The following is a 13,362-nucleotide window of genomic DNA, read 5'->3' on the forward strand; positions in this document are numbered from 1 at the left end:
CACCAAGTTACGTTCATCGATCAAAGGAGATAGAAATGACATCGCTAAACGCGAGGTTGCGATCGGTCGCCGCAGTCGCGGTTGCCGCCGCACTTCTGCTCACCGGATGCTCGGGTGGAGGCGGCGACGCTGCTGGCTCCACGGAACCACTGCCCGACGACCAGCAGAACCTCACCTTCATCCCCGCCTACGGATGGGCGGGCTCCGATATTTCGCAGCAGCCGCTCGAGATCGGCGTGCAAATGGCCATCTCGCAGACCATGGAGAGCCTGATCTCGCTCGACGAGGAGAGCAAGCCGCAGCCGAAGCTTGCCGAATCGTGGGAATGGGTCGATGACACGACGCTCGTGTTCCATCTGCGCGATGGTGTCGAGTTCAGCGACGGCACTCCGCTCACTGCTGCCGATGTGAAGGGCTCGATCGAGCGCTACATCGCGTGGGAAGGGCCGCTCAAGACCGTGCTCGACCCGATCGTCGAGGTGGCTGCGACGGATGATGCCACCGTGACGATCACGACCTCGGGGCCTTCGGGAACCCTGCTCGGTGTGATGTCACTCGTCTACGTCGGCAAGGCGGAGTTCTCGCACCCCGACACGACGATCCAGGCGGACACCGACTACTGGTCCAAGCCCATCGGCACGGGGCCCTTCGTCATCACTGACTACGTCGCCAACGATCACTTCAGCTTCGAACGCAACGAGAACTACTGGGGCGAGAAAGCCAAGCTCCAGACGCTCACGATGAAGCAGGTCACCGACGTCAACGGGAAGATTACGGCCCTATCGAACGGCGAGGCACAGGTCGTCGGCGATTTGCCGTACGACCAGATCGCGCAGGTCGAGGCGATGAACGATGTCGTCTTCACTCAGGAAAGCAGCCTGAACTACTACTTCCTGTGGTTCGACAACATGAACGAGTACCTGCAGGACCAGCGCGTGCGCGAGGCGATGTGGGCGGCGCTCGATCTGAAGACGATCCAAGAGTCGCTCTTCGGCGACACCGCGAGTGTCATGACCTCATACTGCCCCGTCGCGGCCTTCGGATGCCTCGAACCGAGCGAGGGCATGGTGGAGTACGACCCTGAGCGCGCCAAGGAGCTTCTGGCCGAAGCGGGCTACCCGGACGGATTCACCGTCGACGCCATCTACAGCACCGCGAACGGTGCCGGCTTCGCGAACATGATGCAGGCGTTCATCTCCGCTTGGAGCGAGGTGGGGATCACGGTCGAGCCCCGCGCGATGGATTCGGCAACCTGGGTGCAGACCTTCGGTACGGTCAACGATGACGGCACGCATGCCTGGGACATCGATGTCCAGCCGAACCAGACCATCACGGGCGACGCCGATTACACCATCTACCGCCTGTACAACTGCACCGCGGCACGACTCGGCTACTGCAACGAGGACTTTGACGCCCTCACGACGCAGGCGCAGCAGAGCACCGACCCGGACGCACGTCTCGAGCTGTACCAGGAGGCGGTTGACCTCATGCGCGCCGATACCCCGGCGATCCCGCTGTTCGAGATCAAGGTGAACGCCGCGATGGCGTCGAACGTGCAGGGTCTGAAGATCCCGGCGAACGACTTCATCGACTTCCGCACGGTGTATCTCTCCCAGTGACGAATGGTGGAGGGGGCGGCCAGCCCGCCCCCTCCACTTTTTCGCCCGCATCGGCATCCAGGATCGGAAAAATGGAGAAATTCCTCAGTTACGATCGCGGCCTCGAGCGCTTCAACCCGCTGGCTCGCGTGATCACCTACGACGATTTCGACACCGGCTACAACGGCTGGATGGACCTCACCCCGAACTTCGTCTACGACAACTACGAGTCGTTCGAATCGGAGGTCGACCTCACCAGCTGGCCGGCCAACCAGCTCAGCACCGCCGCGATGCGTTTCGCGGCCTCGCACGGCTCGATGGAGGGGACCTACTCCCTCAAGCTCACCACCGCACCGACCGGCGGGCCGCACACCGAACCGCCGCGCCCCGGCAGCATGGGACACGCGATCAAGCGACTCTCGCGCTTCGGTGACCCCGATCTCATCCAGATCGAGGCCTGGTACTCCTACACGCCATCCCAGGATCGCTTCGGGATCGGCGAAGACGACATCAGGGCGATCGGTTTCTTCTTCGACGTGCAGGATGCCGAGTACCGTTACATGCCCGGCGTGCGGTACGTCAACGCGCTCGGGGGGAAACCGGTGCGGCGCTGGCAGTATTACCGGGTCGCTGACGGGGTCACTCCGACGGACTGGAACTTCGGCGTCGAGGACGGTTGGTGCGTGCCGGGCGTTGACAACCAGTGGTACGGGCGGAGGTTCGAGGACGGCTCAGGAGACGGCTACCAGTGGCTGCCCGGTGGCGAGCAGGAGCTGCTGTTCAACGAGAGCCCGGACAAGATCAACTGGCTCTACTTCCGGCTCACGGTCGACGTGCGGCGGCGCCGCTATGTCGAACTGCAGTCCATGGACCAGGTGTTCGACATGCGTGGACTCGAGCCGACGCTCGTGCCGGGCTACCGGTCGATCAAGGACCTCATCAACCCCGTCTTCTTCGTCGAGACGGACACCGACCGCTCGGTGAACCTGTTCCTCGACTCGGTGGTCTACTCGTGCGAGTGAGTTCCGACCCTCACCCATCGATCAAGGAGCCCGCGCGCGAGACACCCGTGGCGGGTTCCTTCGATGTGATCGTCGCCGGGGGAGGGCCGGCCGGCGTGACGGCGGCGGTTGCTGCGGCGCGAGGCGGGGCGCGCACGCTCCTCATCGAGCGCTACGGCTTCGTCGGCGGCATGGCGACCAGCGCCTTGGTCACCCCCATCAGCGAGTTCCGTGTCGGAGGCCGGGCGCACATCGGCGGAATCCCGTATGAACTCATGTGCCGCGCGGCGGAGCTGGGCGGCGCCGAGCTCGAACGGGACAGCGGCAACTGGCCGGTGAACGACGAGATCTTCAAGCTCGCCGCGCAGCGCCTGCTCCTCGAGAGCGGAGTGACGCTCCTGCTGCACACCTGGTTCGCGGACGTCGTCGCCGAGGACGGCCGGGTCAGTCACGTGATCGTGCAGAACAAACAGGGACGGGTGGCGTACGCCTGTGGGGCGGTCGTGGACTGCACCGGTGACGCCGACGTCGTGCGCGCGGCGGGGCTGCCGACGACTAAGGGCGACGTGCTGCAGCCCGCGACGCTGTGGTTTCAGCTCGGCGGAGTGGACACCGCCGCGCTCGAGTATGTGTTCGGCGATGCCGTGGATGGCATCCTGCCGGTGTCGGATTCGATCCGCGCCCGGCTCGCCGAACTGCATGAGGCGGGTGAGGTGCCGCTGTTCGGCGGCCCGTGGATCAACAAGTTCTTCCACGACGGTTTCGTAAGCATCAATGTATTGCGCGAGCCGACGGACGCGAGCGACCCGGAGTGGTTCTCGCGCACTGAGACGAGCCTGCGCGAGAAGATGCACGATCTCATCGAGGTGCTCCGTCGGGAGTTCCCGGAGTTCCGGGACGCGTGGTTGGCGAAGTCCGGCATCCAGACCGGAGTGCGCGAGACACACCACATCGTCGGGCTGTACGAGCTGACGCAGGACGACATCATGCATCCGAAGGCGTTTCCTGACACCGTGGCGAAGGGCGCCCACACGATCGACATCCACCATGTCGACAGCATCGATCAGAATGACTTCGTCATCCTCCACCACCCCTATAACGTGCCCTTGCGCAGTCTTATCCCGCACGGGTCGGACAATCTCGTGACCGCCGGGCGTTGCCTGTGCGCCGACGGGCCCGGCTTCGGATCGGTGCGGGTCATGGCGACGTGCATGGCGATGGGGCAGGGTGCGGGGACGGCGGCAGCGCTCGCCGTCAACCACGGGCTGTCGATGTCGACGATGGACGTCGATTTGCTGAGGGCCGAGCTGATCGCCAGCGGCGCGATCGTGGATTTCGACAACGTCGAAGCGGTTGCAGCCGCGAACTGAGAGGACACGGAGAATGCAGCAGAACAACACATCGGTTCTCGCCAGGAGAATCGTGATCGCCGACGATTACGCGACGCAGCCCTATGAGGCCGGGTGGGCGTCGGAGGCTGTCGTGTTCCTGCAGGTGGAGGGCGAGCATCCCGACCTGCGTTTGGCCGTCGAGGTCTCACCGGACGGGATCAACTGGATCCGCCGCGGGGATGCCGTCGCGCTGGCATCGGACGCATCGATCGCGGAACTCGCGGTCGCACGATTCGGCAACTGGTTGCGCGTAACCGTCGAAGGGGCGTCCGCTGAACGACCGGCGCGCGTGCTCATCCACGTCAACGGGAAGGGCTGAGCCGGCGTGGATGCCGATCGGTCCCATGAGGAGAACGAGGCAATCTTGGCGATCGCCGTGAACGCGGCGGGGCTAGATACGCTGCCGGAGGATGTCGCGAGACCGTCGTATCGACGGGAGGACGTCGGGGTCGGCATCGTACATATCGGCGTCGGTGGCTTCCACCGCTCGCATCAGGCGATGTATCTCGACCGTCTGCTGAACCGCGGCGAGGCTAGTGAGTGGGGTATCTGCGGCGTGGGGATGCTGGAGCACGACGCGAGGATGCGCGATCTGCTCGCCGCCCAGGATGGGCTCTACACGCTCGTGCTCAAGAGTGCGGGCGGCGTGCGCGACGCCCGCGTGATCGGGTCGATCGTCGACTACGTGTTCGTGCCGGACGGCAGGGCGGGCGCGGTCGAGCGGCTCGCCGATCCGGCGGTGCGCATCGTGTCACTGACGGTCACAGAAGGCGGGTACAACGTGCACCGCGCGACGGGAGAGTTCGACGCGCAGGGCCCGGGCATCCAGGACGACCTATCCACTCCGGGGCAGCCGCGCACGGTCTTCGGTCTCGTCGTCGAGGCGCTGCGCGTGCGCCGTGAGCGGGGTGTCGCCCCGTTCACGGTCATGTCGTGCGACAACATCCCCGGCAACGGTGAAGTCGCGCGGGGCGCGTTCACCGCCTTCGCGGCTCTGCGCGATGCGGAACTCGCCGAGTGGATCGCCGCGGAGGTCGCCTTTCCGAGTTCGATGGTCGACAGGATCACCCCGGTCACGTCGCCCGCGGACATCGTCGAGCTGTACGACCGCTTCGGTGTGGACGACGCCTGGCCGGTCGTCGCGGAGCCGTGGGAGCAGTGGGTGTTGGAGGACCGGTTCCCCACGGGGCGGCCGCGGTACGAAGACGTCGGCGTGCAGATGGTCGACGACGTCATCCCGTACGAACTCATGAAGCTGCGTCTGCTCAACTGCACGCACCAGGCCATGTGCTATTTCGGGCACCTCTTCGGCTACACGTACGCACACGAGGCCGTGGCCGATCCCGCGATCCGGCGCCTGCTCGTCGATTACATGGATCAGGAGGCGACGCCGACGCTGCCACCCGTCCCCGGTGTCGACCTCACGGCGTACAAGGCGTCGCTCATCCAACGCTACGCGAACCCCGACGTGCGCGACACGCTCGCACGGCTGTGCGCCGACAGCAGCGACCGGATCCCCACGTGGCTCGTGCCGGTCATCCGTGAGCAGCTGGCGGCGGGCGGTGACGTCCGCCGGTGCGCGGCGATCGTCGCCAGCTGGGCCCGCTACGCCGAGGGTGTCGACGAGAACGGTGCACCGATCGACGTCGTGGATCAGACACGGGAGCGGGTGATGGCCGCCGCGCGGCGTGACCGGACGCGGCCGGGGGCTTTCCTCGAGGAGCGCGAGTTCTTCGGGGACCTCGCGGATGACGCGCGGTTCGTCGCCGCCTATGTTGAGGCCGTCGGGCTCATCCGCGACCTCGGTGCACGCGAGGCGCTGCGCCGTATCGTCACAGACTGAGTCGTGTCGATCTGCTGAAGATCAGGGTGTTGCGAGCACCGTTGGAACCCAAGGGCGCGCTGCCGGGCGCTAGGCGTTACGCGATGCCGGCGTGCGCCCCTCGGCGAATCGCGCCTGTGCCCGGTTGTGACGCCCGCTGACTTCGACGAGCTCGGTAGCCTTCGCCAGCCCCATCTTCTTGGTCGACACGTACATGCTCTCGGCACGTTCGACGAGGAAGGTCTCGTGCCAGATTCCGACCGCGCCCGGTGCTTTGCGGGCGGCTTTGTTGAAGGCGGTCCAGGCCGGGCGATGCTCTTGCGAGGGTGCGGATGCGTAGGCGTAGAGCTTGTCGATGGATGACCAGTACTGCGTGACGTAGGGGCCGTCGCTGCCGAACATCAGTTGGAAGCCGAGCAGGCCTGATTCCTCGTCGACCGACAGCTCGCGCAGCATCCGGGGCATGGCGAAGAATGCCGGCATCCACAGATCGGGACGCCACCAGCGGTTGATCTGCATCCCGATATGGAAGACGATGAGCTCGCCCTCGTGGTGGTGGGTCATGCGACCGGTGATGACTTTTGACATGGTGTCCTCCTGATCGGATAGCGGCACTATCCATAATGGATAGCTGTACTATCGATGTCAAGAGGTGGCTATGAGAATTTCGGAGCTGTCGGCGCAGACGGGTGTACCGGTGCCGACGATCAAGTACTACCTGCGCGAGCGGCTGCTGCCTGAGGGGGAGCGCAGTGCGCCGACCCAGGCCGCGTACGGCGAGGTGCACGTGCAGCGGCTGCGCGTCATCCGCGCGCTGATCGAGTCCGGCGTGAGTATCGCGGAGACCCGGCAGGTGCTGGACGCGCTGAACAACCCGCCGGAGAACCCGCACGAACTGCTGGGTGCTGCGCATGCCGCGATCACGCCACCGGCCGACGAATCGCTTGATCTGACCTCGACGCGGGACATCGTCGCAGGCCTCGGGTGGAAGCCCGGGATGTGCGACGACGCGGTCCTGCACGACGTCGCCCGCGCGCTGCAGGGGCTGGAGCGCGCTGGCTTCGATCTGGCGAAGGGCGTGCTGCCGGTGTATCTCGAGAGTATGCGGGCAATTGCGGATGCTGAGATTGCCGGTGTGCCCACCGAGTCGGCTGAGGCCGCGGTCAGGTATGTCGTGCTGGGGTCGGTGCTGGTCGAACCGCTGCTGCTGGCGCTCAGGCGAGTCGCGCAGCAGGTGGCTTCGGTGGAGCGGTTTGGCGAGGCGTGAGCATCATCAGCAACTGATTCGTTCAGCCACTCATCGATGGTGGAGCTTGGGGTGAAAATAAAAAGCGTATCCGCGTAATGAATCACCCCTTTCGCCGTCTGTTCTTATGCGGAGACTCTTTTCTTCGCACGATGAGTCCTGGAACCCGAATCCCAGGGGTCATCGACCCAGCGCCGCGACCGCGGCGCTGACGCAGGGGCGCGTATATCCATACGCGCCTCTTTTTGTTTGCCTTCTGGGAGAAGTCGATGTCGCAATCCATCGCGCCGCGTTCGCGTGCGCGCATATTCATGCACTGGTTGGCAGGGATCCTTGTCGCCGTGCTCGCTGTGGGAGGTCTGAGCACTCCAGCGTTCGCGGCTGACGGCCAGGTCACTGTAAATCCGGTCGAATCCGGCAGCAACCACGGGGGTCTGCCCGTGCTGACCGAGGGCGGCACGTATGCGCTCCAGCTCGGCTACACGCGCATGGCGGATGGTGCCGTCGTCGCCATCACGCTGCCGGAGGGAATCACAATTCCCGCAGCTGCACTGAGCGTTCCCACCGGGAATACCGCCGTCCAGTCGCTCGGTATCAACGCCGACGGCCAGCTCGTGGTGACGTTTAACAAGCCGTTCCCAGAGGACATCGCCCAGGGTGTGCTCGATCTGAACTTCACGGTCGACGCGGTCGAGAACTCCGAGGAACGCGACCTCGTGTGGAATGTGGACGGCGTGCCCACCACACAGAAGGTCATCGTCGTCGCACCCGGTGAGTCGCCCCAGTCGACGACCACGTGGTCGAACAAGTCGGTTGGGGGAGTCTCGGTCCCGCACTCCGTCGTCGATGGCACGGTCGTCATCGACGAGCGCGCGCTGGACGTTGAATTCCCGTACACGGTTACCGTCTCCAGTGCCGATGCGCGCGACGTGACCATCACCGACACCCTCGGCGCAAACCTCGCGTTCGTCGAGGGCTCGCTGGAAGGCTCCAAGGTCGTCCGCGACGCCAGCGACCTCAACCCCGTCACCACGGCGCTCGACGCTCTCCCCGCCATCTCCGGCGCGAGCTTCACGCACTCCTTCCCCGCCGAGGCGAACTCCGTATATAAGTTCACCTACACGGCGAAGATCGCGGATGCCGCGGCACTCGACGCGGTCCGCGCTGAGCTGCAGAAGGCATACGACGGCGTCGACAAGGTCAACGGCGGCACCTACTTCGTCACACTGACCAACCAGGTGGACGTCAACGACCAGAAGCACTCCACGAGCACGCGCATTCAGGGCAGTGCCAAGGGCCTGGATCGCCCCGGCTACGGTGCGGCTTTCGGCAAGGCTGTGAACCCGAGTGCTGTCCAGCTCGCGGAGCAGCTCGCTGCCGGTGCGACCCTCGGTGATGTCATCCCGGTGACCTATACGCTGCGCGCCGACTTCACGGCCTTCGCTGACTTCACCGGCGGTCCGTTCGCGATCGACCGCAACGTGATCATGACCGACACCCTGCCCGCCGAGGCATCCTGGAGCGCAGACGAGGACGGGTTCCTCCTCCTCACCGACCAGAACGGCGACGTCATCACGCTCGCTCCCGCTGAGGGGCTCACGGGAAATATCGGCAACGCCATCCTCGCGAACGAGTACGTGCACACCTACGCTGTCGACGGCAAGATCCTGTATGTCAACCTCGGCATGGACCTCACCAAGTCCTACACCTTGAAGGCCGCTGCGGCCATTGCTGCGCTGCCGCAGCGCTCGAGCTACGAGACGCAGTACGTGACCGAGTACCGCGTCGACAACCGCGTCTCGTTCGCCTATGGTGCGGGCGGCAAGCGCGAGTCGCGGTCGGCATCCACGAAGATCACCGTCCCGAAGGACACCTCCGGCGGCGTCGACGACCCGAACCGGTTTAACAAGACCACCCCGGGCAGCGCGATCACGCTGACCTCGGGTACGTCCACGACGATCCCGTACACATTCACTGTCGGCCGTGGCGTCGGGGATGCAGCATCCTCGAGAATCATCGATGTCGTCGACCACTCGGTGTTCGATGTGACCGAAGAGACGCTGCCAGCCATCCAGGCTTCGATCACCGGCATGTATGACTGGAACTATCCGCTCGACGGCGACACCTTCGATGTGTCGCTCGACAGTGACGGCAACCTGGTGATCGCACCGAATGCGGCGTTCCCGAAGGATGCTTCGTGGGGAGCATCCGCTGCCGCACCGTTCACCGGCACCTGGAACATCACCATCGACCTGCCGACGCATGTCCTGCAGGGCAAGCAGACGCTCGAGATCGACAACACGGCGCGCTACGAGGGTGCCGGTCAGGAGATCGTCTACACCTCGGGCTCCAGCACCAGCGCGACGAGCTTCGGCAACGAGATGGAGGTGCGCAAGCGCATCTACGACGCCGCGAACGATGCGTTCACCGGTAACCTCCGGGCCGAACTGGACTCCGATGGTGCTCTCACGCAGAGCGACTTCGTCTACCGCGTCGAGCTCATGCCGCACGGCACGTTCGCGAACATGGTCGCTGACGTCGTCGACGTGCTTCCTTCGGGCGTGGAGTTCGTCGGGTTCGTCGCCCCGGGTGACGTGGAGTCTGGTAAGACGACCGGTGGGGATTCGTATGCGATCCCCGGTTCGAACATCACCGCCACCTACGACGCCGACAACAACACTGTCGCGCTGAAAAAGGGACGCCTGACCAGTGGTGAGACGCTCGCGCTGTACTTCAAGGTGCGGGTCACGGACTATGACGCGAACGTTGGCATCACCAACAGGATCGGCGCCGTCGGGGCGACGATCACGCCGACGAACGAGTATCCGTTGAGTCTGCTCAAGCGCGACAGCACGGATGCCGCGAAGTTGATCACCGACCCCGGTGCTCGGTTCTCGGTACTTGCGGATGACCAGCAGACGGTCGTGCTGAGCGACCTGCGTGTGGTCGACGGCAAGCTTGTCACGGCCGAGGGCAAGACTCCGGTCGTCGCCGAGGTCGGCAGCTACTGGCTGCGGGAAGATGTCGCTCCGGCCGGATACCAGAAGGCTGACGAACTGAGCCCGATCACGGTCGATGCGAGCGGCGCCTCTGCTGACGTCGTTCTGTACAACACGCCGGGCGAGACGGTCGAGCCGGAGAAGACGTACGCCATCGGCGACGTGACCTGGATCGACGCGAACAACGACGGTCGGCAGGATGACGACGAGCAGGTGCTGCCCGGCGTCACAGTTGAACTGATCCAGGACGGCGAGGTCATCGCGACCACCACGACCGACGAGCGCGGTCGCTACCTGTTCGACGAACTGCCTGCGGGTGAGTACGAGGTCAAGTTCACGCTGACCGACGAGCAGCAGGAAACCTACGTGTTCACGCAGGCGGATGCTGGCACGGATGACGTCGTGGACTCGGATGCGGACCCGGAGACCGGGATGACGCAGACGATCGTCCTCGGTGAGGACAACACGCGACTCACTCACGAGTACGAGTGGGCGAATGTTCGCGCCTCCGAGGGCATCGATCCCACCTGGGATGCCGGTGTGATCGTGCGTGAGCCGGTTGAGCCGGTTGAGCCGGTTGAGCCTGTCGAGCCGACGGAGCCTGTGGAGCCGACGGAGCCTGTGGAGCCTGTGGAGCCGACCACGCCGACGGAACCGACGGAACCGACGGAACCGACGGAACCGACGGAACCGACGGAACCGACGGAACCGACGGAGCCTGTGGAGCCGACGGAACCTGTGGAGCCGGTCGAGCCGACGGAGCCGACTACGCCGACGGAACCTGAGGTTCCTGGTACGCCCGAGGGGCCGACCGCTCCCGAGGAGCCGACCACGCCGACGGAGCCGACCACGCCGACGGAGCCGACCACGCCGACGGAGCCGACCACGCCGACGGAGCCGACCGCTCCCGAGGGGCCGGTCACACCGGAAGCGCCGACTACCGGCGGCGACGCTGAGGTTCCGTCTGAGCCGGCCATGCCGGAGGCGCCGGTCTCGGACGCGCCGAACGACAGCGCCGATGAGCCTGTCGACCCGGCGCACCCGGGGACGCCGGGCGTGAACGAACTGCCGAGGACTGGCAGCTCGGTTCCGCTGGGTCTCATCGGGGCCGCGTTGCTGCTGATGCTGGCTGGTGCCTCGATCTTCGTATGGAGACGCCGCACCGCCTGACAGCGCTGAAGGAGGGCGCGGACCGGTTTCCCTGGTCCGCGCCCTTTCCGGTCTCCCCGGTCGCTTTCCCCGGTCACTGAGCCTGTCGAAGTGTCCCGTGCCGATGCTCGTTGGATGTGCGAGCGTGGGCGTCATGCGCACCGAAGACGATTTCTCTCCGGACCCCAGAAAAATCACCGTCCGTGGCGGCGTCATCTTCAACCCCTGGGTCAACATCACCGCATCGGTGATCATCACCGCGGGCCTGGGCTGGCTGACGGTGTGGTTTTGGGGCCTGTGGCGGGAGGTCATTGATGCGCCCGCCTATGAGGATCAGGGTTTGGACATCGCCGGTGTTCTCATCGGTGTGGTCTTCGCCGGTCTGGCCACGATCGCACTGTTCGTGGTGACGATCTGGCTTGTCGTGTGGTGGGCGAAGCGCAGCGGGAAGAATCGCCGAGTCTGAGAGGGGCAGTCGGTGGAGCGCTCGAATGCGCGGGCTACGCTGGCGGCATGGATGCGAATGCAGCGGCCACGGGTGATCGCGAGAGTGCGGGTCGTGACAAGGACTTCTTGCAGCAGGCGGTGAGGCTGGCGGTCGACAACGTCGCCGACGGCGGTGGCCCATTCGGGGCTCTGGTGGTGCGCGATGGTGAGATCATCGGCGTGGGACAGAACAGGGTCACGCGGGATCATGATCCCAGTGCCCATGCTGAGGTGATGGCGCTGCGCGCGGCAGGACAGCGCATCCGTGATTTCTCGCTGGAAGGTGCGACGCTCTACTCATCGTGCGAGCCGTGCCCGATGTGCCTGGCCACGTCGCTGTGGGCCCGCGTTGATCGTGTCGTTTACGCTGCTGATCGCCACGATGCAGCCGCCGGCGGTTTCGATGACCTTGCGTTCTATCGCCTGTTCGAGACCGAGCGTTCCGAGTGGGCGGTGCCGGTGGAATCGTTGCGGATCAGTGAGGCGGCGGCGCCGTTCGAGCGGTGGCTGAGCACAGAGGCGCGGACGGAGTACTGAGCTACGACCGCGGTCGACTCTCGGAAACGGCAGATGCTGCGCCGTTACGCTGGAGGAATGAACAAGACCAGCGTGTGGACCATCGTGGGTGTCGTCGTCGCCGTGATCATCGCATGGACGCTCGTCAGCGTGCTGTTCAGCGTTCTCTGGTTCGTCGTCAAGCTCGCTGTCGTGGCCATCGTCGCGGTGGCGGTTTACCTGGTGCTCCGCGGAGTGTTCAGCAAGCAGGAGTGAGTGACTCTCCGGCTACGAGCGCAACCCGGTAGCGGAGTCATGTTCGGTATCGAATTGTTCCCGGGCCAGGTCGACGTCTCCGAGGTGAGCGGATGTCCACGCGAGCAGCGAGTCGATGAGGTCTTGCAGCGTCTGTCCGAGGTCTGAGATCCGGTATTCGACGGCGATTGGTCGCGTGTCGATGACCACGCGCGCCACCATTCCATTGCGTTCCAGCCGGCGCAGGGCCGTAGTCAGCGACTTCTGAGAGACGGCGGGGATGGCTCTGCGCAGCTCATTGAAGCGTCGGGGCCGTTCGCAGAGTCGGTCGAGGATCAGGAGTGACCACTTGTCCAGCACTTGGTCCAGAAGCTCGCGGTGCTCGTCAGAGATCTGGCCAGCGACGCTGAGGGTGGTTTCGTCCATGAAACCTAGTCTCGTTGAAGTGTCCTTCAAATACTAGGTATAAAAAGGTTACTTGATTATTGAGAGCGAAAGCAGGTAACCCCATGGCCGTAGAACTGATCACCCCGGAGGGCATGTTCCAGCCGGTCCCGTACCACCACGTCTCCGTCAGTTCGGGAAGTCGCCAGGTGAGAGTGTCTGGCCAGATCGCTCGCGACGAGCACGGTAACCGGCTGTTCCCCGGTGACCTGGCTGGCCAGCTCGCTCATGCGCTGCGCAACACCGCTCGCGGGTTGGCGGGTGCCGGAGCCAGTTTCGCTGATGTCGTGCGACTGCGGGTGTATGTCATCCCCACCGACGAAACGATGTATCCAGACTTCATGCGCGGGCTCGAGAGCGTGGTGGAAGAACTCGGGATTCCGCAGCCGCTGCCGCCGCTGTCTGTCATCGGGGTGAACTACCTGTTTGAGCCGGACGTGCTCGTCGAGGTAGAGGCGGACGCCGTGCTCGACTGA

At 64.9% G+C, this 13,362-nt stretch carries 13 protein-coding genes; 11 read left to right on the forward strand and 2 right to left on the reverse strand.

Translation table 11 applies throughout. The features are described from left to right. Window positions 1-35 precede the first annotated feature (35 nt). The 5 genes from ACSU1L_RS09290 (at window position 36) to ACSU1L_RS09310 (ending at window position 5,833) form a co-directional block, all read left to right on the forward strand. Window positions 36-1,619, forward strand: coding sequence for an ABC transporter substrate-binding protein (locus tag ACSU1L_RS09290; RefSeq protein WP_439255538.1), 1,584 nt, complete (start codon window positions 36-38; stop codon window positions 1,617-1,619). Window positions 1,620-1,690: 71 nt separating this feature from the next. Beyond that, window positions 1,691-2,620, forward strand: coding sequence for a DUF6772 family protein (locus tag ACSU1L_RS09295; protein WP_438252580.1), 930 nt, complete (start codon window positions 1,691-1,693; stop codon window positions 2,618-2,620). Next, a complete protein-coding gene (locus ACSU1L_RS09300; protein ID WP_438252581.1) occupies window positions 2,617-3,969 on the forward strand; it encodes an FAD-dependent oxidoreductase in 1,353 nt (450 codons plus the stop codon). Before ACSU1L_RS09295 ends, ACSU1L_RS09300 begins: the two co-directional genes overlap by 4 nt. 13 nt (window positions 3,970-3,982) lie before the next feature. Then, a complete protein-coding gene (locus ACSU1L_RS09305) occupies window positions 3,983-4,309 on the forward strand; it encodes a DUF6385 domain-containing protein (RefSeq protein WP_438252582.1) in 327 nt (108 codons plus the stop codon). Window positions 4,310-4,354: 45 nt separating this feature from the next. Then, window positions 4,355-5,833 (forward strand): mannitol dehydrogenase family protein, encoded by a 1,479-nt coding sequence (locus tag ACSU1L_RS09310; RefSeq protein ID WP_438252584.1) that lies wholly within the window; start codon window positions 4,355-4,357, stop codon window positions 5,831-5,833. 69 nt (window positions 5,834-5,902) lie between these two features. On the opposite strand, the gene ACSU1L_RS09315 is transcribed toward ACSU1L_RS09310, so the two are convergent. Then, window positions 5,903-6,400 (reverse strand): DUF4188 domain-containing protein, encoded by a 498-nt coding sequence (locus ACSU1L_RS09315; RefSeq protein WP_439255539.1) that lies wholly within the window; start codon window positions 6,398-6,400, stop codon window positions 5,903-5,905. Between the two features lie 70 nt (window positions 6,401-6,470). On the opposite strand from ACSU1L_RS09315, the gene ACSU1L_RS09320 reads away from it, so the two are divergent. The 5 genes from ACSU1L_RS09320 (at window position 6,471) to ACSU1L_RS09340 (ending at window position 12,463) form a co-directional block, all read left to right on the forward strand. Beyond that, window positions 6,471-7,079, forward strand: coding sequence for a MerR family transcriptional regulator (locus tag ACSU1L_RS09320; RefSeq protein ID WP_439255541.1), 609 nt, complete (start codon window positions 6,471-6,473; stop codon window positions 7,077-7,079). A gap of 248 nt (window positions 7,080-7,327) precedes the next feature. Next, on the forward strand, window positions 7,328-11,227 hold the full coding sequence (locus ACSU1L_RS09325; protein ID WP_439255542.1) for an SdrD B-like domain-containing protein: 3,900 nt from the start codon (window positions 7,328-7,330) through the stop codon (window positions 11,225-11,227). Between the two features lie 133 nt (window positions 11,228-11,360). After that, window positions 11,361-11,672: a hypothetical protein gene (locus tag ACSU1L_RS09330; RefSeq protein WP_439255543.1), complete on the forward strand. Its 312-nt coding sequence runs from the start codon at window positions 11,361-11,363 to the stop codon at window positions 11,670-11,672. Between the two features lie 47 nt (window positions 11,673-11,719). Continuing rightward, entirely contained in the window at window positions 11,720-12,229 is a 510-nt protein-coding gene (locus tag ACSU1L_RS09335) for a nucleoside deaminase (protein ID WP_439255544.1), read from the forward strand. A 57-nt stretch (window positions 12,230-12,286) separates the two neighbouring features. Further along, window positions 12,287-12,463 carry a hypothetical protein gene (locus tag ACSU1L_RS09340; protein WP_439255545.1) on the forward strand — a complete coding sequence of 59 codons (177 nt, stop codon included), beginning with the start codon at window positions 12,287-12,289 and terminating at the stop codon, window positions 12,461-12,463. Between the two features lie 12 nt (window positions 12,464-12,475). Here ACSU1L_RS09340 and ACSU1L_RS09345 read toward each other — a convergent pair whose 3' ends face one another. Beyond that, on the reverse strand, window positions 12,476-12,868 hold the full coding sequence (locus ACSU1L_RS09345) for a winged helix-turn-helix transcriptional regulator (protein WP_439255546.1): 393 nt from the start codon (window positions 12,866-12,868) through the stop codon (window positions 12,476-12,478). A gap of 83 nt (window positions 12,869-12,951) precedes the next feature. Between ACSU1L_RS09345 and ACSU1L_RS09350 the strand changes: the two genes are divergently transcribed. After that, window positions 12,952-13,362 (forward strand): RidA family protein, encoded by a 411-nt coding sequence (locus ACSU1L_RS09350; RefSeq protein ID WP_438252592.1) that lies wholly within the window; start codon window positions 12,952-12,954, stop codon window positions 13,360-13,362.

This window comes from Microbacterium sp. A94, from assembly GCF_051842855.1.
In the GTDB taxonomy this organism is placed as follows: domain Bacteria; phylum Actinomycetota; class Actinomycetes; order Actinomycetales; family Microbacteriaceae; genus Microbacterium.